This is a genomic window from Mesorhizobium sp. KACC 23794, from assembly GCF_052180275.1.
Lineage (GTDB): Bacteria > Pseudomonadota > Alphaproteobacteria > Rhizobiales > Rhizobiaceae > Kumtagia.
The window spans coordinates 655121-678702 of sequence record NZ_CP197465.1 but is presented as its reverse complement, the minus strand read 5'-3'; the positions used below and the strand labels follow the sequence as shown (position 1 = coordinate 678702).

The following is a 23582-nucleotide window of genomic DNA, read 5'->3' as shown; positions in this document are numbered from 1 at the left end:
CGGTCCGCCGTTGTCTTCGGCACCGAGGCGGGAGGGAAGAGAATGAAGGCGCTTGTCACCACGGCTCACCAGTTGTTCGAGTATGCGGAGGTCCCGGCCCCCGTGTCCGGAGACGGCGAGGTCCTCGTCAGGATCGAGGCGGTCGGGATCTGCGGCACCGACATTCACTCCTACCGCCATGCCGACCCGCGCAAGCAGTTCCCCGCCATATGGGGGCACGAGCCTGCCGGAGTCATCGTCGGCGGCGCGCGCGACGGCCGGCGTGTGGCGATCAATCCGATCCAGTGGTGCGGGACCTGCGAGTCATGCCTGAACGGCCGCAACCAGCTGTGCCGGTCGCGCAAGGTCATGTCCCTCGGGCTGACGCAAGGCGCCTTCGCCGAATATGTGGTCGTGCCGGACCGGAACGCGGTCGACGTTGCGCCAGGCGTCAGCAGCCGCCATGCGGCTCTCAGCGAGCCGATCGCGGTCGGCCACCACGGGGTCGTGCTCGGGGCGCACCTTCTCGACAAGCCGATCGCGGCCGCGCGCTGCCTTGTCCTTGGCGGCGGCGCGATCGGACTTGGCGCTTGCCTGTCGATCCGCATGCAGGCTGCCTGGAGCCTGCTTCTGGTCGAACCATTCAAGGAGCGCCGGCTGCTGATCGCGGACATCGAGCAGATCGAGACCGCTGATCCGGCGAGCCTGTCCGGCCGCAGGGGCGCGGGCTTCGATCTCGTCATCGATGCCGTTGGCTCGGGCGCCTCGCGCAAGGCGGCGCTGGAGAGCGTCGCGATCGGTGGCGTCGTGGTCCATCTCGGGCTGGCGGACGAGGGGCCGGGATACGATTTCCGCGACGCGACCCTGCGCGAGGTGGCACTGCTGGGCGCCTACGGCTACAGGCCGACGGAATTCCGCGAGATCGTCGATGCGATGGGGCAAGGGCGTCTCGGTAGCCTCGCGTGGGCCGAGGCCGAGCCTCTCGCCGAGGGCGCGGAAACCCTTGCCGCGCTCGCGAGCAGTCAGAAATCCAGCCTGCGAACGTTGCTCGTGCCCTAGCACGAGGGTGATCATGGCTTTGGAGTGATGTTTTCGTCGTCAAAGCCCCAAGTGAAGATGGAAGATGAAGATGTGCTTTTGCAGACTTTCGCATGATGGGGCACATGATGAACGGGCTTCGCAATGATCGAGACTGGGAGGTCGCGTTGCCGAGAACATCAGGCGATCCCCCAAAGTCACAGGGCTCCTCACATCGGCAACCGATTACCTAAAAGTCTCCAACAGAACCCCACCGTCCGGCATGGTTCCAGCATCCGGCCATTGGCAGGACTTGACCACAAACCGCAAACCGGCGCATCGTCGGGTGCTTGGCGGCCACGCGCCTTTCATTTTCGTCACATTTTCGCTTAGAGTCCCCGGCATGGAAAATGCGGGCATGGATTCGGGGCGCGAATGTCGTTCTTGAAAAATATCGGCGGTGGCGAGACCGCCGGCGTCTACGATCCGTACAAGCTTTCGAGCCCGCAGGTCTTCCTGCTCTCGATGCTGATCTTCCTGGCCATCGTCGCCTTCATCGCGGCCATCCTCACCCGCCAGATCACCTCCGCCTTCGTCACCAATCCGGGCCTCAACGGGCTCATCGCCGGCGTCCTGCTGGTCGGCGTCCTGCTCGCCTTCGGCCAGGTGACCCGGCTGTTCCGCGAAGTGCGCTGGGTGAATTCGTTCCGTGCCGGCTCCGAGGCCAACGAGCCGGTGCTGCTGGCGCCGATGAAGGCGATGCTCGGCCGCTCCTCGGCCATGGCGCTGTCGACCAACTCCATGCGCACCATGCTGGATTCGATCGCCAACCGCCTCGACGAAAGCCGCGACGTGTCACGCTACCTGGTCGGCCTGCTGGTGTTCCTCGGCCTGCTGGGAACCTTCTGGGGCCTGCTCGCGACGATCGGGTCGATCAGCGAGACCATCCAGTCCCTCGATCCGGGTTCCGGGGACACGTCCGCGGTTCTGGACGCGCTGAAGGCCGGCCTGTCGGCGCCGCTGGCCGGCATGGGCACCGCCTTCTCGTCCTCGCTGTTCGGCCTGTCCGGCTCGCTGGTGCTGGGTTTCCTCGACCTGCAGGCCGGGCGCGCCCAGACCCGCTTCTACACGGAACTGGAGAATTGGCTGTCCTCGGTCACCGACCTCTCCTCCGACGTCGCCGTCCCGTCCGACCTCGCGCGCACCGGCACAGCCGACGAATTGAAAGTACTGGGCGAGCGGATGCGCGCACTGCAGGAGAATGGCGGCTCCAATCCGCGCGTCGCCACCGCCATGGCCAACCTCGCCGACGGCATTTCCGGGCTCGTCAAGAACATGCGCAACGAACAGCAGATCATGCGCGACTGGGTGGAAGCGCAATCGCAGGAGCAGAAAGCGCTGCGCACCACGCTCGACAAGATCGCCGAGGCGCTGAAGAAGCGGGAGACGAACTGACATGGCGCTGGCCCGCGCACGCCGCAACGATCGCCGCATCGACTACTGGCCCGGTTTTGTCGACGCCCTGTCGACGCTGCTGCTCGCCATCATGTTCCTGCTCTCGGTCTTCGTGCTGGCGCAGTTCCTGCTGTCGCGCGAAATCTCCGGCAAGGATGAGGTGCTGACCCGTCTCAACTCGCAGATCAACGAGCTGACCCAGCTTCTGGCGCTCGAGAAATCCAGCACGCAGGACGCCCAGGACCAGTTGATCAATCTCCAGGCCTCGCTGCAATCCGCCGAAACCGAGCGCACCCGCCTCCAGCAGCTTCTCGACCGCGGCGCGGGCGCGGGCGCGGCGGCGGACGAGCGCATCGGCACGCTGTCCGGCGAACTGGATTCGCAGCGCCAGATCAGCCAGCAGGCGCTAAGCCAGGTCGAGCTGCTCAACCAGCAGATTTCGGCGCTGCGCAAGCAGATTGGCGCATTGGAGGACGCACTCAACGTTTCCGAGGCGCGCGATCGCGAATCGAACACCAAGATCGCCGACCTCGGCAAGCGGTTGAACGTGGCGCTGGCCCAGCGTGTGCAGGAGCTCAACCGCTACCGTTCCGACTTCTTCGGCCGGCTGCGCGAAATACTCTCCGACCGCGAAAACATCCGCATCGTCGGCGACCGCTTCGTCTTCCAGTCCGAGGTGCTGTTTCCGGTCGGTTCGGATGAGATCAACGAGGCCGGCCGTGTCGAGATGGCCAAGCTCGCCCAGGCGCTGATCGAATTGCAGAAGGAAATCCCGCCGGAAATCAACTGGGTGCTGCGCGTCGACGGACATACGGACAACCGGCCGCTTTCCGGCACCGGGCGCTATCGCGACAACTGGGAGCTTTCTTCGGCGCGCTCGACTTCGGTGGTGAAATTCCTGATCGCCAACGGCGTGCCCGCCAACCGCCTCGTCGCCGCCGGCTTTGGCGAATACCAGCCGCTCGACCCCGCCGATACGGACGAGGCCCGCAACCGCAACCGCCGCATCGAACTCAAGCTGACCGAACGTTGAGAAACGTCACGTCACCGCTGCTGGCGGCGCGACCCATTCCCGTCAAGGCTGTTGCAAGATTATCATTTTGTAATTTGCGAAGCACCTTCAAGCGGGCGTAAGTTGTCGCTGCGGCTGGGAACTGCCGGCGATGGCCGGACCTCCCGATCGACATGGCCGAGGCCTCCCTTCGGCCATACCGACCCGGACAAGCGTCGCGACGCGACAGGACCGGACAGCCGCTACCGCGGAGAAAACGACGTTTCTTCGCGTTGTCAGAGGAGGAGCATCATGCGTTCCTTCGTCATAAAATCCACCCTCGCAGCCATTCTCGTCTCGACTTCCCTTGCCGGTGCCCACGCCATGTCTGCCGTCGGCAACGGATGGGACCCTCGCGCGCCCAGGATGAACACGCTTCAGGCAGAAGCCTGGGCCGGTCACGACAACCAGCCGGCCGACATCGACAGCATGACCACCGGCTCGACCGCCACGCCGGCCCAGGCGGTGCAGATTGCTCCGAAGGCGGCGCGGGTGGCTGTCCGGCACGAGGAGTTCCGCCCGAGGATCGCGCATATCGATCGTGAACTCGTCTCCGCCAATCATCGGATCGGCGTCGATCGCGAGCGTGGCTATCTGACGGTGGCGGAATATCAGGCGCTGCGCGCCCGCTCCCACAACATCCGTATGGAAGCCCGGCAGATTGCGGAGCGGCATGACGGCGCGCTGCCGACAGCGAGCTACGATGTCCTGCAACACCGCGTCGCCATGCTCGACCGAACGATCCACCACGATGCGATCACCTGATAACAACCAGTCCTCAAACCAGGAACCATCGGCTGCCGGCATGCGCCGGCGGCCGACCCTGCCGTGGATCTGCATTTGTTTCGGTAGGATGAAACCAAAGAGGCCGGCTCCGCCGATATGAGTCATGACCTTGACGGCAAATGCCCGGCCGCCCTTGGCGCACCGCTCAAACTTCCGCGCCGGGTTTGACCTCATGGAATGGTCAGGAATTGCGGATGTTGAGACACTTATGGCCCGTTCTACCCCCGTCAACTCATTTGAAAGATTATCATTTTGTAATTTGCCGATCGTGCCGGCCGGGGCGTAGCGTCCGGTCGTGGCTGGGAACTGCCGGTGACGCCGGACATCCCGATCGACGCGGCCAACGCCTCCCGTTGGCCGCCCGACCCGGAGAGGCGTCGCGACGCGACGGAACCGGACAGCCGTATCGCGCGGGACGAACTTGCCCCGCGTTCTGACAGGAGACGCATCATGCGTTCCTTTACCCTCACGGCGGCTCTCGCCACAGTTCTCGTTTCGACCTCCCTCGCAGGCGCGTTCGCTGCATCGGCGCCCACGGCCACAGGTACGCCATTGCCTGGTTCCGCGCCACAGATGCAGTCCGTTATGCCTGATGCGATGACCACCGGAGCGATCACCGCACCGGCGCAGGCCGCGCCGAAGCCGGCGCACTTCGCCATGCAGCATGAGACGCTTCGCCCGCGGCTCGCCCACATCGATCGGCAGCTTGGCGCGGCCAATCACCGGATGACCGTCGACCACGGACGCGGCTACCTGACCGCCGCCGAATACCGGATGTTGCGCGCCCGTTCGCACGACATCCGCCTGGATGCCCAGCGGACCGCCAGCAACCATCGCGGCGCCCTGCCGAAGGCAAGTTTTGTCGCCTTCCAGAACCGCATCGACAGGCTGAACCGGGAAATCCATCACGCCGTGACGACCTGACCGCCTCGCATCTACTTTCACCCCGGATTCATCGGCCGCTGGCATCCACCGGCGGCCGGTCTGATTCACAGGCCAGCATAGAGGCAGATCAGCGCCAGCACGGCCGGCAAGGCCTGGACATAGAGGATGCGCCGCGACACGGTCGCCGCGCCGAACACCCCGGCGACGATCACGCAGGCGAGGAAGAAGACCTTTATCGCGAAGCCGCCCTCACCGAGCACCAGCCCCCAGACCAGCCCGGCAACGAGAAAGCCGTTGTAGAGACCCTGATTGGCGGCCAGCGCCTTGGACGCCGCAGCGAATTCCGGCGACGTGCCGAAGACTCTTCGCCCCAAGGGCCGGTCCCAGGCGATCATTTCCAGATACATGAAATAAAGGTGGAGCAGCGCCACCACCGCGATCAAAATGCCGGCGAGCATCGTTGCCTCCCGCTCCTGTGCAGGCCTCCATCTTGACGCAAGCAATGGCTTCCGCAAGTCCGGCCGGAGGCAAAGCGAGGGGTTGCGGTCGCTGCCGAGTTCGTGTCCCTTCGCCGGACCAAAGCAGGAGCAAAAATGTCCTTCGCCAAACTCGACGAAACAGGCCGCAAGCTGGAGGCGCTGGAACATGCGCTGGCGATCCTCGGCGCCGACGAGGCGACGCATATGGCCGTTGGCGGCGGCGAGAAGCGCGCCGAGGCGCTTTCCACGCTGGCCGGCATGTACCACCGGCAGGCGACCGCCCCGGAAATCGCCGACTGGCTGGAAGCCGCCGAAGAAGAGTCCTTGAACGAAGAGCAGCTTGCCGCGCTCAGCGAATTCCGGCGGCAATACACCAACATGACCTGCCTGCCTGCCGAGTTCGTCGAACGGCAGACGAAGGCGCGGCTTCGCGCCGAACAATTGTGGCGCGACCTGCGCGCCAAAAACGACTGGAGCGGGTTCCTGCCGGCGCTCACCGGCATCGTCGACCTGGCCCGCGAGGAGGCGGCGCTGCGAGCCGGCGCGCTTGGGCTCGATCCCTACGACGCGCTGATGGAGCAGTACGACCCGGGCAACCGGGCGGCGGAGATCGCCCCGATCTTCGCGGAGCTTAAGACCTTCCTTCGGGATTTCGTACCCGAGGCGCTCGCCGCGCAGGAGGAACGGCTTGGCAAAACGCCGATGCGGCCGCTGTACGGACCCTATGCACAGGAGAAGCAGCGCGAGCTTGGCCTCGCCATGATGACGGCGGTTGGTTTCGACCTGACCCATGGCAGCCTGTCGGTCTCGCACCATCCGTTCTGCGGCGGCGTGCCGAGCGATGTCCGCATCACCACGCGCTACAAGACGTCGGACTTCCTCTCCGCCCTGATGGGCGTCCTGCACGAGACCGGCCATGCGCTCTACGAACAGAACCTGCCGAAGCAGTGGTCGCACTGGCCGCTCGGCAAGGCGCGCGGCATGGCCATGCACGAGAGCCAGAGCCTGTTCGTCGAGATGCAACTGGCCCGCAACCCCGCCTTCTGGCGCTGGGCGCTGCCCATCGTCGAGCGGCATCTCGGCGAAGGCTGGAGCGTGCCCGACATTCTCGCCCATGTCCTGCACGTCGAGCGCGGCCTGATCCGCGTCGAAGCCGACGAGGTCACCTATCCCCTGCATGTGATCCTGCGTTTCGAGCTGGAGCAGGATTTGATCAACGGACGCCTCGAGGCGGCCGACATACCGGAGGCCTGGGACGCCAAGATGCGCGATTATCTCGGCCTCTCGACGATCGACAATTTTCAGGACGGGCCGATGCAGGACGTGCACTGGCCGGGCGGCGCCTTCGGCTATTTCCCGTCCTATACGCTCGGCGCAATGTTCGCGGCCCAGCAGGCGGCAGCACTTCGCCGCGACCACCCAGCCTTCGACGACGACATCGCCGAAGGCAGGTTCGACTCCATCAACGACTGGCGCCGCCAAAAGATCTGGTCACAGGGCTCGCGCTGGTCGACGCCTGAGTTGCTGCAGCGGGCAACGGGCGAAAAGCTGAACGCCGCCCATTTCATCGATCATCTCAAGGCCCGCTACGCCGGCTGACGGGTCCGGCAAACGGCGCTGTTTGGGAAGCCGGCGGAGGAGGCGCGAGGGATGGAGACACCGCCAACGATCTGCGTGTTCGGCGCCGGCAGCATCGGCTGCTACATCGGCGGCCGGCTGGCGGTGACCGGCGCCAAGGTGCGTTTGATCGGCCGCCCGCGTTTCGGCGAGGCGATCGCCAAGGGCGGCCTGCGGCTCGCCGACCATCTTGGCGCGGATTTTTGGCTGGAGCCCGGCTCAGTCGACTATCAGACCGATCCCAAAACCCTTGCCGACGCGGCGCTCGTTCTGGTCACCGTGAAGGCCGGAGACACCACCTCTACGGCTGCCGTCCTGGCCGAGCATGCGCCATCCCAAGCGATCATCATCAGTTTCCAGAACGGCATCGCCAACGAGGAGATCTTGCGCGCCGCGCTGCCCGGGCGAACGGTGCTGGCCGGCATGGTGCCGTTCAACGTCGTGCAACTCGCCGGTCCCACCTTCAAGCAGGCGACGCAGGGCGCGCTCGACATCGAGGCAAGCGCGGCGATCCTCCCCTTCCTGCCAATCTTCGAGAAAGCGGGGCTGCCGCTCACCCAGCATGCGGACTTTCGTCCGGTGCAATGGGGAAAGCTCCTGCTCAACCTCAACAACGCCGTCAGCGGCCTGTCGGGCCTGACCTTGCGAGAGGAACTGTCGCAGCGCGCCTACCGGCAGTGCCTCGCTATGGCGCAGCGCGAGGCTCTGGCGGCAATGAAAGCCGCCGGTATCCGCCCGGCAAAGCTGACTTCACTGCCGCCAGCGCTGGTGCCCTGGCTGCTCGGCCTTCCGGATTGGTTGTTCCTGCGGCTCGCCGGCAGCGTGCTGGAAGTAGATCCAGCCGCACGCTCGTCAATGATCGATGCGCTCGACGCCGGTCGCAGGACTGACGTCGACTGGCTGAATGGCGAAGTCATCCGCCTTGCCGAGAAGAACGGCGTACCCGCGCCGGTCAACCGGAAACTGGTCAAACTGGTACACGAGGCCGAGACCGGCAACCGCCGTCGCTGGAGCGGTCCCGACCTGCTCGCGCAATTGCGTTCCGGCCGCTAGCCGATACAGTCGGCGTTGGTCTTTCGAGATTCAACCTGAAGATTGGCAGGCTCAGGAACGGGAGGAAAAATGGCCGAACAGGCCGATGCCATCGTCGTAGGTGCGGGTCTGGCCGGGCTGGTCGCCGCCGCCGAATTGGTGGATGCCGGCAAGCGTGTCATCGTCCTCGACCAGGAGGGCGAGAATTCGCTCGGCGGACAGGCGTTCTGGTCACTCGGTGGGCTGTTCTTCGTCGACAGTCCCGAGCAGCGGCGCATGCGCATCCGCGACAGCCGCGAACTCGCCATGCAGGACTGGCTGGGATCGGCGCAATTCGACCGCCCCGAGGATCTTTGGCCCCGCCAGGTGGCCGAGGCCTTCATCGACTTCGCCGCCGGCGAGATGCGTCCGTGGCTCCATGCGCAAGGCATGCGCTGGTTTCCGGTCGTCGGCTGGGCCGAGCGCGGCGGCGGCCAGGCGCATGGCCACGGCAACTCCGTCCCGCGCTTCCATCTGACATGGGGCACCGGCCCCGGCGTGCTGGAACCGTTCGTGCGGCGCGTCCGTGAACACGCGGCGAAAGGGCTGATCGCGCTGAAATTCCGCCACCGCGCGAGCCGCATCGTCAAGATCAATGGTGCCGTTACCGGCGTCGCTGGCGAGGTTCTCGAACCCTCGACCGCCGAGCGCGGCCAAAAATCCGGCCGTACGGTCATCCGCGATTTCGAATTCGCTGCCGGCGCGGTGCTGATCACGTCGGGCGGCATCGGCGGCGATTTCGACCTGGTGCGAAAAAACTGGCCGCGCGACCGGCTGGGCGAGCCGCCGCGTTCGATGGTCGCCGGCGTGCCGCCGCATGTCGACGGCCGCATGATCGGCATCGCGCAGGAAGCCGGCGCGGCCGTCATCAACGCCGACCGCATGTGGCACTACACCGAAGGCTTGCGAAACTGGGCGCCGATCTGGCCGAACCACGGCATCCGTATCCTGCCCGGTCCGTCGTCACTGTGGTTCGACGCACTGGGCGAGCGGCTGGCCGCTCCCTGCCTGCCCGGCTTCGACACGCTGGCGACGCTGAAGCGCATTCTTTCGACCGGCTACGACTATTCGTGGTTCGTACTGACCCAAAAGATCATCAAGAAGGAATTCGCGCTCTCCGGCTCGGAGCAGAACCCCGACCTGACCTCGAAAAGCTGGCTCAACGTGCTGCGCAGCCGGCGCGGCGCGGGCGCACCGCCGCCGGTCGAGGCGTTCAAGAAGAACGGCGAGGATTTTGTCGTCGCGCAAAACCTCGGCGACCTCGTCGACGGCATGAACCAGCTGGCCAGCTCCGCCCTTCTCGATCATGACCGGATGAGGACGCAGATCGAGGCACGCGACCGCGAGATCGACAATCCCTTCTCCAAAGACGCGCAGGTGATCGCCATCAATGGCGCCCGCCGCTATCTCGGCGACAAGCTCATCCGCACGGCAAAACCGCATAAAATCCTCGAACCGGCCTATGGCCCGCTGATCGCGGTGCGCCTCAACATTTTGACTCGCAAGACGCTGGGCGGCATCCACACCAATCTTGAGGGGCAAGTGCTGGACGCGGCCGGCGCGCCGATCCCCGGCCTCTATGCCGCCGGCGAGGCAGCCGGCTTCGGTGGCGGCGGCTATCACGGCTACAACGCGCTGGAGGGCACGTTCCTCGGCGGCTGCATTTTTTCGGGACGCAATGCCGGACGGGCGGCCGCTCGCTGACAGGCATTTGACGTAGCGCCGCCAGTCCGGCGGTCATAGTGGCCTGCGGCAAGCGCTGCCGGTTGCGCGGCAATAAGATCAAAGAGCCGGTTCATGGCTCGATACCATGGGAGGGAAATCGATGAACGAATTGCCGAGTTTCGATCTGAAGGGAAAAACCGCTTTGGTCACCGGAGCTGGGCGCGGGCTTGGAGGGGCGATCTGCCTGGCGCTGGCGCAATCCGGCGCCAACATTGCCCTCGGCCTGCGCGACCGCAACAAGGATGGCGGCACCGCCGCCGCGGTCAGGGCGCTCGGCCGCGAGGCGCTGGCCCTGCAGATGGACGTTCTGGACCTGAAGCAGTCCTATGCGGCCGTCGATGAAGCGGCAAAACATTTCGGCAGCGTCGACATTCTCGTCAACAATGCCGGCGGCGGCACCGAGGGGCCGGTCGAGAATTTTTCCGAGGAGGAATTCGACTGGACGGTCGCCTACAACGTCAAGGCAAGCTTCTTCATTTCGCAGCATGTCGCCAAGAAGATGATGGCGCGCGGCAAGGGCGGCGCCATCGTCAACATGAGCTCGCAGGCCGGCTTCATCGCGCTGCCCGGCGAGGCGATCTACTGCCTGACGAAAGCGGCGATCGCCCACATGACCAAATGCATGGCGATCGAATGGGGCAAGCACGGCATCACCGTCAACGCCGTCGCCCCTACTTTCATCGAAACCGACGGCACGTCCGAGGCGCTCGGCAATCCAGAATTCAAGGCCGACGTGATCGAGCGCATCGCCGCCCTTCACAGGATCGGCCGGCCGACGGAAGTCTCGGGCGCGGTCGCCTTCCTGGCCTCGCCCGCTGCGTCGATGATCACCGGCCAGACGCTGATCATCGACGGCGGCTGGACGTCGCGCTAGGCCCGGCACGCTGCCCAACAACGCCCCGACTGGAACAATCATGAACCTCACCAATCGCGACATCGCCGACCTGGTCGCCTTCCGGCGCGAATTGCATCGCTATCCCGAGATATCCAATGAGGAAGAAGCCACGGCGCAGCGCGTGGTCGATTTCCTTGCTGACACCGGCCCGAGCAAGGTGCTCACCGGCCTTGGCGGCCACGGTGTCGCGCTGGTCTACGAGAGCGCCGAACCGGGGCCGACAATTCTCTTCCGCAGCGAACTCGACGCACTGCCGATCGAGGAACTGCCGGATATCCCGCACCGCTCCGCGATACCCGGCAAGTCGCATATGTGCGGCCATGACGGCCACACCACTATCCTTGCCGCGCTCGCCCGCCAGTTCGGCCGCCGTCCGCCGGCGCGCGGGCGCATCGTGCTGATGTTCCAGCCGGCGGAGGAAACCGGCAACGGAGCCGCCGGCGTGGTCGCCGATCCGCGCTACGAAAAGATCCGCCCGGATTTCGCCTTCTCGCTGCACAACCTGCCCGGCACGCCGCTCGGCCATGTCCGGCTGAAGTCCGGCGTCGTCAACTGCGCCTCGCGTGGCATGCGTGTTGTGTTGGACGGCAAGACCGCCCATTCCTCCATGCCGGAGACCGGCATTTCGCCGATGCTCGCCGTCAGCCGGCTTATGCCGGCGCTGGCGAAACTCGGTGGCGGCAGTTTTCATGACGACGATTTTGCCATGGTCACCGTCACGCATGCCTCGATGGGAGAACCGGTCTTCGGCATCGCGCCGGGCCATGCGGAAATCCGCGCCACATTGCGTACCCGCCTCGACGAGCGCATGGCTGACCTCTGCGCGGCAGCCGAAACTCTGGTGCGCGAAGCGGCCGAAAAGGACGGCCTGCGCCACACGATCGACTACCACGAGATCTTCGTCGCCAGCCTCAACGCGCCGGAGGCGGTGGGCTATCTGCGTGCCGCGCTCGACGCGGAAGGCATCTCCCATGACGAGGAGCTGCTTCCGATGCGCGCTTCGGAGGATTTCGGCGTGTTCGGCCACGCGTCGAGATCGGCGATGTTCTTCCTCGGCGCCGGCGTCGAGCGTCCGTCCCTGCACAATCCGGACTACGACTTCCCGGACGACCTGATCGCCATCGGCTCACGCATTTTTATGCGCACGGCGCGCAATCTGCTGGGGTAGACGGTCTCCAACGCGACTATGCGTACGCAATTTGCGTACGTATGCGTATGAGAATAAGATACGCTGAAGAGGTGCGAAAATGAATGCATCAGGCCCGAAGGAACGCGCGACGTTTTCGATAGCCAGCGACGTCAAGCGTCAACTCGAATTGACCGTTCCCAAAACCAAGCGGTCGAGTTTTGTTGAGGACGCAATCGAACGGGCGTTGCGTGACGTCAAAAAGCAGGAAGCGTTGACGGCAATTCGGGATTTCAAGCCCTATCCGCTGAAAGGTCCCGGCGTCGTGGAGACCTTGCAGGAAATCCGGACGCAACGCGATGAGGAACTGGCGTCCCGTCATGGTGACGAATGATCGTTGTAGATGTGTCGGTTTTCGCGAAGTTGTTCCTCGATGAACCGGACCACGACCAAGCCGAGGCGTTGTTTGCCCATGCCTTGGAGGCAGAACTGTCGTTAGTCGCGCCAAGCCTGCTCTTGTATGAGGCCCTGTCGATCGCGCTGCGGCATGGCGTCCCTTTCGACAAGGTCATGGAACTCCTCGGGCGATTACGCATCGCCGGGCTGGAAATCGCCCAGCCGGATGAGAGTGATATTTTGCTGGCGGAGAGCATCACGACGACTGGCACCAAAACTGCAGGCTATCCCGGATTGCAAGACAGCATCTACCACGCCCTGGCGATCCAACGCGGTGGCAAGTTCGTAACCGCCGACGCCCGCCACGTCGCGAAGGCGGGCCAATTCGGCCATGTGATGCTCTTGGCTGACTGGAAGCCTGACTGAGCCGCTACTCCGCCGCCCGAGCGAAACCTGCCGCCTTGCCGTCGGCGAACTGCAATTCCGCCAGCCGTGCATAGAGCCCGCCCTTGGCGACCAGGCTGTCGTGGGTGCCCTCCTCGACGATCCTGCCGTCATCCATCACGAGGATGCGGTCAGCCTTGAGCACCGTGGCGAGGCGGTGGGCGATGACGATCGTCGTGCGTCCCAGCATCAGCCGCTCCAGCGCCGTCTGCACGGCACTCTCGCTCTCGGCGTCGAGCGCCGAGGTCGCCTCGTCGAGCAGCAGGATCGGCGCGTCGCGCAGGATGGCGCGGGCGATCGCGATACGCTGGCGCTGGCCGCCCGACAGGGTCACGCCGCGCTCGCCGACTTCCGCATCGTAGCCGCCCGGCAGCTTGCGGATGAACTCGTCGGCGACAGCATCACGCGCCGCCGCCTCGATCTCCGGCAGCCTGGCGCCCGGCCGGCCAAAGCCGATGTTTTCCGCCGCCGTCGCCGCGAACACCGTGACGTCCTGCGGTACGATAGCGATTCGGGCGCGTAGTTCGGCCGGATCGGCTGTGGCGATGTCGACACCGTCAACCAGCACCGTGCCGGATTGCGGATCGTAGAAACGCAGGATCAGCGAGAAGATGGTGCTCTTGCCGGCGCCCGACGGGCCGACTAGCGCGATGCGCTCGCCCGGTTTAACGAAAAAGCTCATCCCATGCAGCGCCGGCAGGTCGGGCCGGGACGGGTAGGAGAAGGAGACGTCGCGGAATTCGACCGAGCCAACCGGCTTGGCCGGCAGGGGCACAGGATTGACAGGGCTGGCCACGGCTGGCGTCTCGGCCAGCAGTTCGGTCAACCGCTCGGCCGCCCCGGCCGCCTGGCTGAGTTCGCCCCATACCTCCGACAGCGCGCCGAGGGCGCCGGCGGCAAACACCGAGTAGAGCAGGAACTGGCCGAGCGTGCCGGGCGAGATGTTGCCCGCGAGTACGTCGCGGGAGCCGAACCAAAGGACCGCGACGACGGAGGCGAAAATCGTGAAGATTGCGAAGAAGGTGAGCAGCGAGCGCGCCAGCACCGAAGAGCGCGCGGCCTGGAACGCCGCCTCCACCGCGCCGGCGAAGCGCCCGGTCACCAGCCTTTCATTGGTGAACGCCTGCAGCGTGCGGATCGCTCCGATCTGCTCGCTGGCGTAGGCCGACGCCTCGGCCAGCGTGTCCTGCGCCAGACGCGACTTGCGCCGCACCGAGCGCCCGAAGGCGACCAGCGGCAGAACGATCACCGGGATGGCGACGATGACCAGGCCGGACAGTTTCGGACTGGTGACGATCATCATGCCGACCGCGCCGATGCCGAGGATGGCGTTGCGCAACGCCAGCGATGCGGTCGCACCCACCGCCGACTTGATCTGCGTGGTGTCGGCGGTCAGCCGCGACACGATCTCGCCGGACTGCACCGTGTCGAAGAAGCCAGGCGACAGCGTCGTCACATGCGAAAACACGTCGCGGCGGAAGTCCGCGACGACGCGCTCGCCGAGTGTGATGACGAAATAGTAACGCGCCGCCGAGGCTGCGGCGAGCACGGCCGCCAGGACGACGATCATCGAGAAATAGTTGGCGATGAAGGTGGAATCCGCCGACGAGAAGCCGTGGTCGATCATGCGGCGCACGGCTAGCGGCAAGGTGAGGGTCGTTGCGGCGGCCACCACCAGCGAGATAGCCGCACCGATGGCCAGCACCCGATAACGCAGCACATAAGGCAGCAGGCGCCGGAGCGGCTTCAGCGAACGCCTTTTCGGTTCCTCCATCGGCTTCCTTCCCGGGTGCTGCGGCCTTGTGATTCAATTTCGGCTGGTGTATAGGCCCGCCGACCGTTTTTTGCAGCCGTAGCCGTCCAATAGCTGCGGCTTCATTCTTTTTGACAGTGGGCGCATCGCCGCAGGCGTGCCGGCGCGTTCGCGAAAGCCAGGAACAGACCGATGAAAGACAAGATCCATCCCGACTACCACACCATCAAGATCGTGATGACCGATGGTACCGAATATCTCACCCGGTCGACCTGGGGCAAGGAAGGGGACACGATGAACCTCGACATCGACCCGACCACCCATCCGGCCTGGACCGGCGGCCAGCAGACCCTGCTCGACCGCGGCGGCCGTCTCTCCAAGTTCAAGAAGCGCTACGAAGGCCTCGGCATCTAAGGCACGACTTTCCGCTTCCGACAAGAACCCCGCTCCAGCGGGGTTTTTTGTTGGCTGCGCCGCAGCCGATCTCATTCTCGTCGAAGAATTCAAGCGTCATTGTCCCTCGGCCCGTGAACCGGTGCAAAAGGGAGGCAGCCTATGGCTTCGGCATAGCCATCCGCGTTGGATTCGGCACCGCTATCGGCGCGGCGATTGACGACCTTCCGATCGGCATAACCATCGGCATCGCGCTCGGCCCCGGATCGGGCGGAGCGTGGAAGGCCTATCGCAATCGGTAGCGGCAGAGCTCGCCACGTTCGATCTCAGTCTATTTCCTGTCGGAATGCCCGAGATCGCGGCCCGGATCGATCACGTCGCGAACCAGTTGCTTCAGCTTCGCGGCATCGGGAAAGCCGCCGTCGCGCTTGCGGTCCCAGACGAGAGTTTCATTGCAGGCAATCGTGAATATGCCGCCGGTGCCGGGCACCAGCGTGACCTCGCCCAGGTCCGTCCCGAAGGTCGAAAGCAGTTCCTGCGCCATCCAGCCGGCGCGCAACAGCCACTGGCACTGCGTGCAGTAGGTGATGCGAATGACAGGCAGATTCGTCATGTTCGCAGCACGGACGTTCCCGCGATCCGGTCGTAGATCGGGTCGACCTTACGGACAAGTGAGATGACGATCCATAGGGACCAGCCGAATCCGATCAGTCCAATAAGGATCAACGCGGGAAGGAAATAAGGGCCATTGAAAAAAGGCTCGAGTTCCGCCGTGCTGAAAAAACCGCTTAGTGCAATGGGGGCAATGAACCCGGGTGCCAGACCGATCCACATCATGACCTGTCGCCAGAGCGCTTTCCCCGCCGAAATACCAACGCGGTCGGGAGCAGCTGCATCTATCACCTTGATCCCCGTGGCGCGCTTACCCAGAGTTCTTCCCGAACGGATCTCCATGATCACAAGGTAGGCGAGGAGCAACAGCACCGCGGCCCAGGTGACATCAAAAACACCGTCGCTAGGCAGGCCTTTGGCATCCAGCGCGTATGATTGGGAAACGCTGGTCGTGACGTTGCCACTTTGTGTTGTCTTGCTGACAATCAGCACCCGGTTGATGTCGAAGCCTAGAAAAGATGTGCGGCATTCGGCAGCTCCATTGATGCCTTCGGGCGGCGCAGGCTGCAATCCGTCTGGAATTTGGGTAAGGGGCGAGCAGGATGTAATGGTGAAGCCAAAATTGCCCTGTATGACGCCATTGGTGTTTGCATACAAAACCGCCACAACCGCCTGCAGCGGAATCAGTATAATCGTCATGTCGATGATCAGGGCAAGGAAGCGGCGCCAGAATCCGACGCGGGGCAATCCCGAAACCGCACTTTCACTTGCCATGTCCATCCTCCCAATCGGGAGGATTGCTGGTTGAAAGCCGAAAGGATTTCAACCGAAATCGACAGCAAAAGGATGGCGGAAATGCATTATGCCGCGCTCAGCCTGGCCAGCGTCGCCTCGTCGACCTCGAAATTGGCATAGACGTTCTGCACGTCGTCGTCGTCCTCGAGCGTGTTGACCAGTTTCATCAGCGATTGCGCGCGCTCCTCGTCGACCGGCACGTTGTTCTGCGGCTTCCAGATGATCTTCACGCTCTCGGCCTCGCCGAGCGCGGTCTCCAGCGCCTTCGAGACCTCGCCGACGCTTTCGAAGGCGCACAGAATGGTGTGGCCGTCTTCGTCGGACTGAGCATCGTCGGCGCCGGCGTCGATCGCCGCTTCCATCACCTTGTCGGCGTCGGCAGCCTTGGCAGGATAATAGATCTCGCCGACGCGGTCCCACAGGAACGACACGGAACCGGTTTCGCCGAGCGCCCCGCCGGCCTTGGTGAAGGCGGCGCGCACGTTGGAAGCGGTGCGGTTGCGGTTGTCGGTCAGCGCCTCGACGATCAGCGCGATGCCGCCCGGACCATACCCTTCGTAGCGGACCTCGTCATAGTTCTCGGCGTCGCCGCCGGTCGCCTTGTTGATGGCCCGCTGGATGTTGTCCTTCGGCATGGATTCGGCGCGCGCATTCTGAATGGCGAGCCTGAGGCGCGGGTTCATCGCCGGGTCGGGAACGCCCATTTTCGCAGCGACGGTGATCTCGCGCGCCAGCTTGGAGAATATCTTCGACTTGACCGCGTCCTGGCGGCCCTTGCGGTGCATGATGTTCTTGAACTGTGAATGCCCGGCCATGAGGTCCCTGTCTTCGAAAGTACGGCGATTTCCGGAATGGCGGGCTTATAGATAAGTTGCCGTCAAACGTCCAGAAGAAGCGGAAATATGCGGCTTTTGTGAGTTGCGATGCCCTTCCCCACCTGCCGTAGGGCCTCACGCACAGACGGTGACACGGCGCCGACGAAAGATGCTCGCGAAGTTTTGATCCGCCGGCGCGGCGATTGGGCTGGTCGCGACCGGTGCTCTGCTTAACCTTGCGGAACCTCTTCGTGGAGTCCGGTCGGCCATGCCCATGCCGCTTCGCCTCATTGCCGCCCTTTGCTGGCTGCTGTTTGCGCCTGCCGTCGCCTGGGCGCAGGACGACGCGCGGCCACCCAGCAAATGCATGGCGATAGCCCGGGCCCTTCCGAAGGTGACCTATGCGAATTTCACGCCGATCGCGGGCGCCGAAGACGGCGAGGTGGTCATCACTTACGCCGGGCACTCCACCTATCTGATCGACACGCCGGCCGGCGTGCGCATCGCCACCGATTTCAGCGGCGTCTATGGCGGCAATCCGCCACCGCGCGTCGCCACCATGAACAAGGCGCATCGCACCCACTATACGGACACACCGGATCCGGCGATCGAACACGTGCTGCGTGGCTGGAACCCGCAGGGCGGGCCGGTCCGACACGCCGCGGTGGTCGACGACGTCTACATCCGCAACGTCACCACCGACATCCGCGACTGGGATGGCAATCTCGAGCGCGACGGCAATTCGATCTTCATCTTCGAGGTCGCGGACCTGTGCATCGGCCATCTCGGCCACCTGCATACGAGGCTGAGCGATGCCCAGTTCGGGGCGATCGGCCGGCTCGACATATTGATGGTGCCGATCGACGGAGGGCTGACGCAATCGCTCGGCTCGATGAGCGAGATCACGGCGCGTCTGCAGTCCTCGATCGTACTTCCGATGCACCGCCATGCGACGCCGATGGCACAATTCCTTGGCATGATGGGCGACGCCTTCGCGGTCGACTATCGCGACAGCCGCTCGCTGACCGTCTCGCTGCGCAGCCTGCCCAGCCGGCCGACCATCGTCGTGCTCGACGGTGTATGACGGTTCTGGTTCCACCGGATAGGCGGGCAGCGCACGAAACGTCGGTTCAATCCGCTACCCGCACCTGGTCTCGGCCGGCAGACTTCGCGACATAAAGCGCCTGGTCGGCGGCGGCCATCAGGCTTTCGGGGCTGGCCCGGGATGTCCCGTCGTGGACGGCTACCCCGATGCTCACCGATATCCGCGCCGAAACCGACTGCGTCATCTGGATATCGGCTTCACGGACGGCGCCGTGAATGCGTTCGGCTATCGACTTTGCTTCCGCGATGTCCGTGTCCGGCAGCATGACAGCGAACTCCTCGCCGCCGATCCGGCCGAAGGCGTCGCCTTGCCTCAGCTGGCTGCCCACCAGTCGCGCGAGTTCGACCAGCGCCCGGTCCCCGCCGGCGTGTCCATAGCCGTCATTGACGCGCTTGAAATGATCGACGTCCAGCATCAGCAGGGTCGCCGGTTTCCCGGTTCGGATCACGTCGTTCATAAACGTCAGGAATGCGCTTCGCGACAGCGTGCCGGTGAGCGAATCGTGGTTTGCGGCGCGGAACAGCCGGGCCAGGAGTTCGTTGCGGGCCGTATTGATGCTTGCCACCGTCAGCGGCCCAAGCGCGATCAGCGCCACGCCGAGCCGGACCGATGTCGTCGATGCAATGACGTCCGACATCACGGGCAGGAGCAGCAGGCTCGACGACACCGCGATCATCAACCATCCGGAGCGCAGCATGGTGACGACCGCCGTGATGAACATGCTGTAGGAAAGCGCGCACCAGATCAGGCCAGGAACCGGAAACGCCAGCGCGCCGGGCCGCCCACTGGGCGGGTGGCTTCGCCCGGAGGCCGCGTGGTCAGCGGACCTTGCCCTTGCGTCGCCGCGCCAGCATGTTGAGCCCTTCGACCAGGGCGGAAAAACCCATCGCGGCGTAGATGTAGCCCTTCGGCACATGGAAACCCATGCCGTCGGCGATCAGCGTCATACCGATCATCAGCAGGAAACCCAGCGCCAGCATGACGATGGTCGGGTTCTTCTCGATGAACTTGGCGAGCGGCGCGGCCGCCAGCATCATCACCGACACAGCGGCGATGACGGCGATGCACATGATGGCAATCTCGTCGGTCATGCCGACGGCGGTGATGATCGAGTCGATCGAGAAGACAAGGTCGAGCACAAGGATCTGCAAGATCGCCGCGCCGATCGTCAGTTGCACCGCATCGCCGACCATCGAATCCTTGTGGTCGTCCGGGTCGACGGTGTGATGAATTTCCTTCGTCGCTTTCCACACAAGGAACAGGCCGCCGGCGATCAGGATCAGGTCGCGCCACGAAAAGCCGTGGTCGAACAGCGTGAACAGCGGCGCGGTCAGTTGCACGATGAAGGAGATCGTCGCCAGCAGCACCAGCCGCATGACCAGGGCTGCGGAAATGCCGAGGCGGCGGGCGCGGGCGCGCTGCGCTTCCGGCAGCTTGTTGGTCAGGATGGAGATGAAGATCAGATTGTCGATGCCGAGCACGACCTCCAGCACCACCAGTGTCAGCAACGCCACCCAGGCCGTCGGATCGGAAAACCAGTCGAGATGCATCGCAAGGAAGTCGGTCATCGGCTTCTCGTCGGGTCAAAACATGGTGAAGGGACGTAGGTGAAATCGCGACAGAGGTAGGAGAGGTCCCCGCTCACGTCAACGGCCTTGCCAGAAGGACGGAATGGTTTCCTCGAGCCGCGGCCCCAGCCTAAGCGCCGCGATTCGTTCGGTAAGTCCGGTGCGATCGGAGATTTCGACGCCGACGCCGCAAATCGTCGCAGGACCGCCCGCCGCCTCGAAGCGGCCCTTCGGCACCTTCGACAGGAAGCGGTTGAGCGGCTCCTCCTTGTCCATTCCGAGCGAGGAATCGTAGTCCCCGCACATGCCGGCATCGGTCAGGTATCCCGTGCCGCCATTGAGGATCTGGTGATCGGCGGTGGGCTGGTGCGTATGGGTGCCGACGACGAGGCTGGCGCGGCCGTCGACGAAATGAGCGAAGCACATTTTTTCCGATGTGGCTTCGGCGTGGAAATCGATGACCACCGCGTCTGCCTGCTCGCCGAGCGGACAGGCGGCAAGCTCGCGTTCGCCTGCCTGGAACGGATCGTCGAGTTCCGGATGCATGAACACCCGGCCCATGATGTTGGAGACCAGCACGCGCGCGCCGTTGCGGGCGATGTAGACGCCCGAGCCACGCCCGGGCGTGCCCCGTGGAAAATTCGCGGGCCGCAGAAAGCGCTCCTGGCGGGGTGCGAACTCAAGCGCCTCGCGCTGGTCCCAGACGTGGTTGCCGGTGGTCACCACGTCCGCGCCCGCGGCAAGCGTCTCGCGAAATATCTCCTCCGTGATACCGAACCCGCCGGCGGCGTTCTCGCCATTGACGATGACGAAATCCAGCTTGAAGTCGGAGATCAGTCCCGGCAGCCGCTCCCACACCGCCGTGCGGCCGGACCGTCCCACCATGTCGCCCAGAAAGAGAAGTCTCATGCAGACTTCTAGTCAGGTGACGAGCATCGAAGCAAGCCGAAACACCCGGGAATTCCTCGGCAGGCGAACGTTCAGGCTCTTCCGAACCTCTGCCGGGGACGTCCTTTGGCGATATGCGGTGGCGATGCCCCCGGCCTGCCGCCCGCATCCATTGGCTTCCCGCCGGAGTCGGCCGGCCCTTTGCGGCGAGGCCGGACAAGCCAGCCGTAGAAGGCGATAATGCCTGCGGAAAAGCCGAAGATCAGCAGGCCGCCCAACCAGCCCTTGTACTGCGCCGTATCGATGTCCTGCGGCGAGGACGGATCGTAATAGAGCAGGAACTCGTCGCCGGCACTTGCCTTGTAGATGCCGGCGTCCGACAGCTTGCCCTCCCATGTCTGTGCCGTGCCGTCGACGCTGTAGACAAGGGCGCCATACACGCCCTCGACGGTTCTGGGCTTCGTTCCGCCCTCCGGCAGGACGACAGAGCCTGTCTCCTCGCAAGAGCCCAGCGCCGCGACGGCCCGCAGCACGGCGTCGCGTGGCTGGTAGGTGACCTCGCACAGCGTTTCCGACCGCAGCACCACGGCGGTGACCGGTGCCCAGGCGAGCCGATGATGCAGCGTGGTTCCAGCGACATGGGTGACCATGACCAGAATGACCGTCGCCAGCAGGACAAACGGCAGCAGAGCGATTTTCAGCAGCAACATCCCGTCTCTCCGGCGACGCCGCGACGCTAGCCTGTGCTGCTGAAAATTATGTTAGGCGACTGACGCAAACTGGTCGTAAGTGCGGCAAATCGGGGTCGATGGCCTCAGCCGCCGCGGTCGAACCGTCTCAACCCGCTCTCGGTGAGCAGTTCAGGCAGGATCACGTCATGCGGCTCGTCCGGCACCCGGGCGACTTCCTGGCAATCGAAGGCGACGCCGATCAGACGTACCGCTGCCCCCTTATCGTGCAGGCGGGCAATCGCCCGGTCATAGTGCCCGGCGCCATAGCCGATGCGGTGGCCGCGCGCGTCGAAGGCGGCGAGCGGCACCAGCATGATGGTCGGATCGAGCACATCGGCGTCGGGTCCAGGCCCAGACGTGCCGAACCCCATGTCGATCATCGCCCCATCCCGCACCAGTTCGCGGAAAACGATGGTCGTCCTGTCGAGGATCGCCGGCAGGCCGAGCCTCGCGCCGTTTTCGCGAAACGCGAACAGTGTCGGGCGCGTATCAACCTCCGAGCGGATCGGCCAGAAGCCTGTGACGATGTCGGCGGGTCCCGCCTCGATGTTCTGCCGCGCGGTCTCGGCCATGGCCAGCGACGCCTCGATGCGCCAGATCGGGTCGAGAGCGTCGCGTCGCTCCAGCGCTTCGAGACGCAGTTGCTTCTTATGGTCTTTCGGCGTCGTCATCCGGCACACGCAGCTTTGTTGTCTTGCAAACGATATGGCCGGTCTGGATATCGGAAGACCGGTCCAGGCCGCAACAGGCGATAATATCGACTCTGTCCATTCAGACACCGCCTCCTGGCCAACCTGGTGTTCAGCGCAGAGGCAGATGCACGGATATCCTATGGCCGAAGCGTCCGTTCGACGATCTTCACCAGTCCGCGCACCGCCTTGCGTTGCTGGTCGGGATCGGTGAGGCGCGATTTCATGCCCTCGATGCCGTCCAGCAGGAATTGCGCCAGCATTTCGGGCGAGAGTTCGCCGGTCACCAGATCGACGCCGTTGCGCTCCGCTTCCGCCTCGATCGCGTCGCGGATGATGGCGCCGAGATCGCGCTTCCACGACAGCAGCAGGTCGGCGGCAAGCGTGCTCTTGGCGTCCAGAATTTCGGCGCCGTGCGGCGAGGCGGCGATCTCCGAAAAGATCGAGATCAGGCAGGAATCGATTGCCGCATTCATCCGCCCGGCGAACGTGCCTTCGGCTGCCAGCGCCGCGCGCGCCTTGCCGAAGGATTCCGCGATAAGACTTGCGGCTATCGCCTGGTAGATGTCTGCCTTGTTGCGGAAAACAAGATAGAGCGCCGGGCGCGACATCTCCGCCGCCTTGGCGATATCGTCCATGGTGACCCGCGAAAATCCATAGGCGAGGAATACCTTCATCGCCGCCTGCAGGATGCGGGAACGCTTCGCATCCTCCGCTGTTGCCTCGGATGGTGCTGGATTTTCGGCTTGACGCAGGTGTCTTGACATTTTGACGGATTTTGTCAGATTGTTGCGATAAGTCAATTCCCGCCCTTCCTACCCGCTGGCAGAAGGATTTCCCATCCAATGCGCCTGATCGTTGACGGAAAGCCCACGGAAATCAATGCCGACCCGGAAATGCCGTTGCTCTGGGCTTTGCGCGACCTCGCAGGCAAGACCGGCCCGAAATTCGGCTGCGGCATCGCCATGTGTGGCGCCTGCACGGTGCATGTCGGCGGCATGCCGGTGCGTTCCTGCTCGCTGCCGGTGGGCGAGGTGAAGGAAGAGGTCCTGACCATCGAGGGCTTGGCGCAGGATGGAAAACTGCATCCGGTGCAGCAGGCATGGCTGGAGGAACAGGTTGCGCAATGCGGCTACTGCCAGGCCGGCCAGATCATGAGCGCTGTCGCCTTGCTGGACCAGGTACCTGACCCGACCGACGATGACATCGACGCGGCGATGAGCGGCAATCTGTGCCGTTGCGGCACCTATCCGAAGATCCGCGCCGCCGTCAGGAAGGCCGCCGTCCTCAAGACGGCGGGGATCTGA

General features: G+C 64.4%; 26 protein-coding genes. 15 read left to right on the top strand and 11 right to left on the bottom strand.

The window, feature by feature from the left end:
- Window positions 1-42: 42 nt before the first annotated feature.
- The 5 genes from ACSBOB_RS03535 to ACSBOB_RS03515 all read left to right on the top strand — a co-directional run bounded on the left by ACSBOB_RS03535 (window position 43) and on the right by ACSBOB_RS03515 (window position 5212).
- Entirely contained in the window at window positions 43-1038 is a 996-nt protein-coding gene (locus ACSBOB_RS03535; RefSeq protein ID WP_442581088.1) for a zinc-dependent alcohol dehydrogenase, read from the top strand.
- 393 nt (window positions 1039-1431) lie between these two features.
- On the top strand, window positions 1432-2451 hold the full coding sequence (locus ACSBOB_RS03530; RefSeq protein WP_442581087.1) for a MotA/TolQ/ExbB proton channel family protein: 1020 nt from the start codon (window positions 1432-1434) through the stop codon (window positions 2449-2451).
- A gap of 1 nt (window position 2452) precedes the next feature.
- Window positions 2453-3484, top strand: a complete 1032-nt coding sequence (locus ACSBOB_RS03525) for a peptidoglycan -binding protein (protein WP_442581086.1) — start codon at window positions 2453-2455, stop codon at window positions 3482-3484.
- A 270-nt stretch (window positions 3485-3754) separates the two neighbouring features.
- Entirely contained in the window at window positions 3755-4267 is a 513-nt protein-coding gene (locus ACSBOB_RS03520) for a hypothetical protein (RefSeq protein WP_442581085.1), read from the top strand.
- A gap of 333 nt (window positions 4268-4600) precedes the next feature.
- The gene (locus ACSBOB_RS03515; protein ID WP_442581084.1) at window positions 4601-5212 is read left to right on the top strand and encodes a hypothetical protein; all 612 of its coding nucleotides are present in this window, start codon (window positions 4601-4603) and stop codon (window positions 5210-5212) included.
- A gap of 65 nt (window positions 5213-5277) precedes the next feature.
- Here ACSBOB_RS03515 and ACSBOB_RS03510 read toward each other — a convergent pair whose 3' ends face one another.
- Entirely contained in the window at window positions 5278-5631 is a 354-nt protein-coding gene (locus ACSBOB_RS03510; RefSeq protein ID WP_442581083.1) for a DUF1304 domain-containing protein, read from the bottom strand.
- 135 nt (window positions 5632-5766) lie between these two features.
- On the opposite strand from ACSBOB_RS03510, the gene ACSBOB_RS03505 reads away from it, so the two are divergent.
- From ACSBOB_RS03505 to ACSBOB_RS03475, 7 genes are all read left to right on the top strand, one after another.
- On the top strand, window positions 5767-7251 hold the full coding sequence (locus tag ACSBOB_RS03505; protein WP_442581082.1) for a carboxypeptidase M32: 1485 nt from the start codon (window positions 5767-5769) through the stop codon (window positions 7249-7251).
- A gap of 51 nt (window positions 7252-7302) precedes the next feature.
- Window positions 7303-8322, top strand: a complete 1020-nt coding sequence (locus ACSBOB_RS03500) for a 2-dehydropantoate 2-reductase (protein ID WP_442581081.1) — start codon at window positions 7303-7305, stop codon at window positions 8320-8322.
- Window positions 8323-8391: 69 nt separating this feature from the next.
- Window positions 8392-10044 (top strand): FAD-binding dehydrogenase, encoded by a 1653-nt coding sequence (locus ACSBOB_RS03495; protein ID WP_442581080.1) that lies wholly within the window; start codon window positions 8392-8394, stop codon window positions 10042-10044.
- A 121-nt stretch (window positions 10045-10165) separates the two neighbouring features.
- Window positions 10166-10939, top strand: a complete 774-nt coding sequence (locus tag ACSBOB_RS03490) for an SDR family NAD(P)-dependent oxidoreductase (RefSeq protein WP_442581079.1) — start codon at window positions 10166-10168, stop codon at window positions 10937-10939.
- A gap of 40 nt (window positions 10940-10979) precedes the next feature.
- Window positions 10980-12128, top strand: coding sequence for an amidohydrolase (locus ACSBOB_RS03485; RefSeq protein ID WP_442581078.1), 1149 nt, complete (start codon window positions 10980-10982; stop codon window positions 12126-12128).
- A gap of 79 nt (window positions 12129-12207) precedes the next feature.
- Window positions 12208-12480, top strand: coding sequence for a hypothetical protein (locus ACSBOB_RS03480; RefSeq protein ID WP_442581077.1), 273 nt, complete (start codon window positions 12208-12210; stop codon window positions 12478-12480).
- A complete protein-coding gene (locus ACSBOB_RS03475; protein ID WP_442581076.1) occupies window positions 12477-12908 on the top strand; it encodes a type II toxin-antitoxin system VapC family toxin in 432 nt (143 codons plus the stop codon). The genes ACSBOB_RS03480 and ACSBOB_RS03475 overlap by 4 nt, the downstream gene beginning before the upstream one ends.
- 4 nt (window positions 12909-12912) lie before the next feature.
- Here the strand turns inward: ACSBOB_RS03475 and ACSBOB_RS03470 are convergent, their stop codons facing one another.
- Window positions 12913-14700 (bottom strand): ABC transporter transmembrane domain-containing protein, encoded by a 1788-nt coding sequence (locus tag ACSBOB_RS03470; RefSeq protein WP_442581075.1) that lies wholly within the window; start codon window positions 14698-14700, stop codon window positions 12913-12915.
- Window positions 14701-14871: 171 nt separating this feature from the next.
- Between ACSBOB_RS03470 and rpmE the strand changes: the two genes are divergently transcribed.
- Window positions 14872-15093, top strand: coding sequence for a 50S ribosomal protein L31 (rpmE, locus tag ACSBOB_RS03465; RefSeq protein WP_442581074.1), 222 nt, complete (start codon window positions 14872-14874; stop codon window positions 15091-15093).
- A gap of 310 nt (window positions 15094-15403) precedes the next feature.
- Here the strand turns inward: rpmE and ACSBOB_RS03460 are convergent, their stop codons facing one another.
- The 3 genes from ACSBOB_RS03460 to ACSBOB_RS03450 all read right to left on the bottom strand — a co-directional run bounded on the left by ACSBOB_RS03460 (window position 15404) and on the right by ACSBOB_RS03450 (window position 17294).
- Entirely contained in the window at window positions 15404-15685 is a 282-nt protein-coding gene (locus ACSBOB_RS03460; RefSeq protein ID WP_442581073.1) for a SelT/SelW/SelH family protein, read from the bottom strand.
- Window positions 15682-16458, bottom strand: coding sequence for an RDD family protein (locus tag ACSBOB_RS03455; RefSeq protein WP_442581072.1), 777 nt, complete (start codon window positions 16456-16458; stop codon window positions 15682-15684). Before ACSBOB_RS03455 ends, ACSBOB_RS03460 begins: the two co-directional genes overlap by 4 nt.
- 86 nt (window positions 16459-16544) lie before the next feature.
- Window positions 16545-17294, bottom strand: a complete 750-nt coding sequence (locus ACSBOB_RS03450; RefSeq protein ID WP_442581071.1) for a YebC/PmpR family DNA-binding transcriptional regulator — start codon at window positions 17292-17294, stop codon at window positions 16545-16547.
- A gap of 274 nt (window positions 17295-17568) precedes the next feature.
- Here ACSBOB_RS03450 and ACSBOB_RS03445 point away from each other — a divergent pair, with 274 nt between their 5' ends.
- Window positions 17569-18378: an MBL fold metallo-hydrolase gene (locus ACSBOB_RS03445; RefSeq protein ID WP_442583625.1), complete on the top strand. Its 810-nt coding sequence runs from the start codon at window positions 17569-17571 to the stop codon at window positions 18376-18378.
- Window positions 18379-18424: 46 nt separating this feature from the next.
- Here the strand turns inward: ACSBOB_RS03445 and ACSBOB_RS03440 are convergent, their stop codons facing one another.
- The 6 genes from ACSBOB_RS03440 to ACSBOB_RS03415 form a co-directional block, all read right to left on the bottom strand.
- Window positions 18425-19120, bottom strand: coding sequence for a GGDEF domain-containing protein (locus ACSBOB_RS03440; protein ID WP_442581070.1), 696 nt, complete (start codon window positions 19118-19120; stop codon window positions 18425-18427).
- 97 nt (window positions 19121-19217) lie between these two features.
- A complete protein-coding gene (locus ACSBOB_RS03435) occupies window positions 19218-19967 on the bottom strand; it encodes a TerC family protein (protein WP_442581069.1) in 750 nt (249 codons plus the stop codon).
- A 78-nt stretch (window positions 19968-20045) separates the two neighbouring features.
- Window positions 20046-20876, bottom strand: coding sequence for a TIGR00282 family metallophosphoesterase (locus ACSBOB_RS03430; RefSeq protein ID WP_442581068.1), 831 nt, complete (start codon window positions 20874-20876; stop codon window positions 20046-20048).
- Between the two features lie 71 nt (window positions 20877-20947).
- Complete coding sequence (locus ACSBOB_RS03425) at window positions 20948-21565, bottom strand: hypothetical protein (RefSeq protein ID WP_442581067.1); 618 nt, start codon at window positions 21563-21565, stop codon at window positions 20948-20950.
- A 104-nt stretch (window positions 21566-21669) separates the two neighbouring features.
- Window positions 21670-22257: a 5-formyltetrahydrofolate cyclo-ligase gene (locus tag ACSBOB_RS03420; RefSeq protein ID WP_442581066.1), complete on the bottom strand. Its 588-nt coding sequence runs from the start codon at window positions 22255-22257 to the stop codon at window positions 21670-21672.
- Between the two features lie 158 nt (window positions 22258-22415).
- Window positions 22416-22952: a TetR/AcrR family transcriptional regulator gene (locus ACSBOB_RS03415; RefSeq protein WP_442581065.1), complete on the bottom strand. Its 537-nt coding sequence runs from the start codon at window positions 22950-22952 to the stop codon at window positions 22416-22418.
- Window positions 22953-23120: 168 nt separating this feature from the next.
- Between ACSBOB_RS03415 and ACSBOB_RS03410 the strand changes: the two genes are divergently transcribed.
- Window positions 23121-23582, top strand: coding sequence for a (2Fe-2S)-binding protein (locus ACSBOB_RS03410; protein ID WP_442581064.1), 462 nt, complete (start codon window positions 23121-23123; stop codon window positions 23580-23582).

Bases quoted from the DNA above. Each gene is read 5' to 3' on its own strand.
- ACSBOB_RS03535 (WP_442581088.1), top strand. From the start codon at position 43: ATGAAGGCGCTTGTCACCACGGCTCACCAGTTGTTCGAGTATGCGGAG.
- ACSBOB_RS03530 (WP_442581087.1), top strand. From the start codon at position 1,432: ATGTCGTTCTTGAAAAATATCGGCGGTGGCGAGACCGCCGGCGTCTAC.
- ACSBOB_RS03525 (WP_442581086.1), top strand. From the start codon at position 2,453: ATGGCGCTGGCCCGCGCACGCCGCAACGATCGCCGCATCGACTACTGG.
- ACSBOB_RS03520 (WP_442581085.1), top strand. From the start codon at position 3,755: ATGCGTTCCTTCGTCATAAAATCCACCCTCGCAGCCATTCTCGTCTCG.
- ACSBOB_RS03510 (WP_442581083.1), bottom strand. From the start codon at position 5,631: ATGCTCGCCGGCATTTTGATCGCGGTGGTGGCGCTGCTCCACCTTTAT.
- ACSBOB_RS03505 (WP_442581082.1), top strand. From the start codon at position 5,767: ATGTCCTTCGCCAAACTCGACGAAACAGGCCGCAAGCTGGAGGCGCTG.
- ACSBOB_RS03500 (WP_442581081.1), top strand. From the start codon at position 7,303: ATGGAGACACCGCCAACGATCTGCGTGTTCGGCGCCGGCAGCATCGGC.
- ACSBOB_RS03495 (WP_442581080.1), top strand. From the start codon at position 8,392: ATGGCCGAACAGGCCGATGCCATCGTCGTAGGTGCGGGTCTGGCCGGG.
- ACSBOB_RS03490 (WP_442581079.1), top strand. From the start codon at position 10,166: ATGAACGAATTGCCGAGTTTCGATCTGAAGGGAAAAACCGCTTTGGTC.
- ACSBOB_RS03485 (WP_442581078.1), top strand. From the start codon at position 10,980: ATGAACCTCACCAATCGCGACATCGCCGACCTGGTCGCCTTCCGGCGC.
- ACSBOB_RS03480 (WP_442581077.1), top strand. From the start codon at position 12,208: ATGAATGCATCAGGCCCGAAGGAACGCGCGACGTTTTCGATAGCCAGC.
- ACSBOB_RS03475 (WP_442581076.1), top strand. From the start codon at position 12,477: ATGATCGTTGTAGATGTGTCGGTTTTCGCGAAGTTGTTCCTCGATGAA.
- ACSBOB_RS03470 (WP_442581075.1), bottom strand. From the start codon at position 14,700: ATGGAGGAACCGAAAAGGCGTTCGCTGAAGCCGCTCCGGCGCCTGCTG.
- rpmE (WP_442581074.1), top strand. From the start codon at position 14,872: ATGAAAGACAAGATCCATCCCGACTACCACACCATCAAGATCGTGATG.
- ACSBOB_RS03460 (WP_442581073.1), bottom strand. From the start codon at position 15,685: ATGACGAATCTGCCTGTCATTCGCATCACCTACTGCACGCAGTGCCAG.
- ACSBOB_RS03455 (WP_442581072.1), bottom strand. From the start codon at position 16,458: ATGGCAAGTGAAAGTGCGGTTTCGGGATTGCCCCGCGTCGGATTCTGG.
- ACSBOB_RS03450 (WP_442581071.1), bottom strand. From the start codon at position 17,294: ATGGCCGGGCATTCACAGTTCAAGAACATCATGCACCGCAAGGGCCGC.
- ACSBOB_RS03445 (WP_442583625.1), top strand. From the start codon at position 17,569: ATGCCGCTTCGCCTCATTGCCGCCCTTTGCTGGCTGCTGTTTGCGCCT.
- ACSBOB_RS03440 (WP_442581070.1), bottom strand. From the start codon at position 19,120: ATGTTCATCACGGCGGTCGTCACCATGCTGCGCTCCGGATGGTTGATG.
- ACSBOB_RS03435 (WP_442581069.1), bottom strand. From the start codon at position 19,967: ATGACCGACTTCCTTGCGATGCATCTCGACTGGTTTTCCGATCCGACG.
- ACSBOB_RS03430 (WP_442581068.1), bottom strand. From the start codon at position 20,876: ATGAGACTTCTCTTTCTGGGCGACATGGTGGGACGGTCCGGCCGCACG.
- ACSBOB_RS03425 (WP_442581067.1), bottom strand. From the start codon at position 21,565: ATGTTGCTGCTGAAAATCGCTCTGCTGCCGTTTGTCCTGCTGGCGACG.
- ACSBOB_RS03420 (WP_442581066.1), bottom strand. From the start codon at position 22,257: ATGACGACGCCGAAAGACCATAAGAAGCAACTGCGTCTCGAAGCGCTG.
- ACSBOB_RS03415 (WP_442581065.1), bottom strand. From the start codon at position 22,952: ATGAAGGTATTCCTCGCCTATGGATTTTCGCGGGTCACCATGGACGAT.
- ACSBOB_RS03410 (WP_442581064.1), top strand. From the start codon at position 23,121: ATGCGCCTGATCGTTGACGGAAAGCCCACGGAAATCAATGCCGACCCG.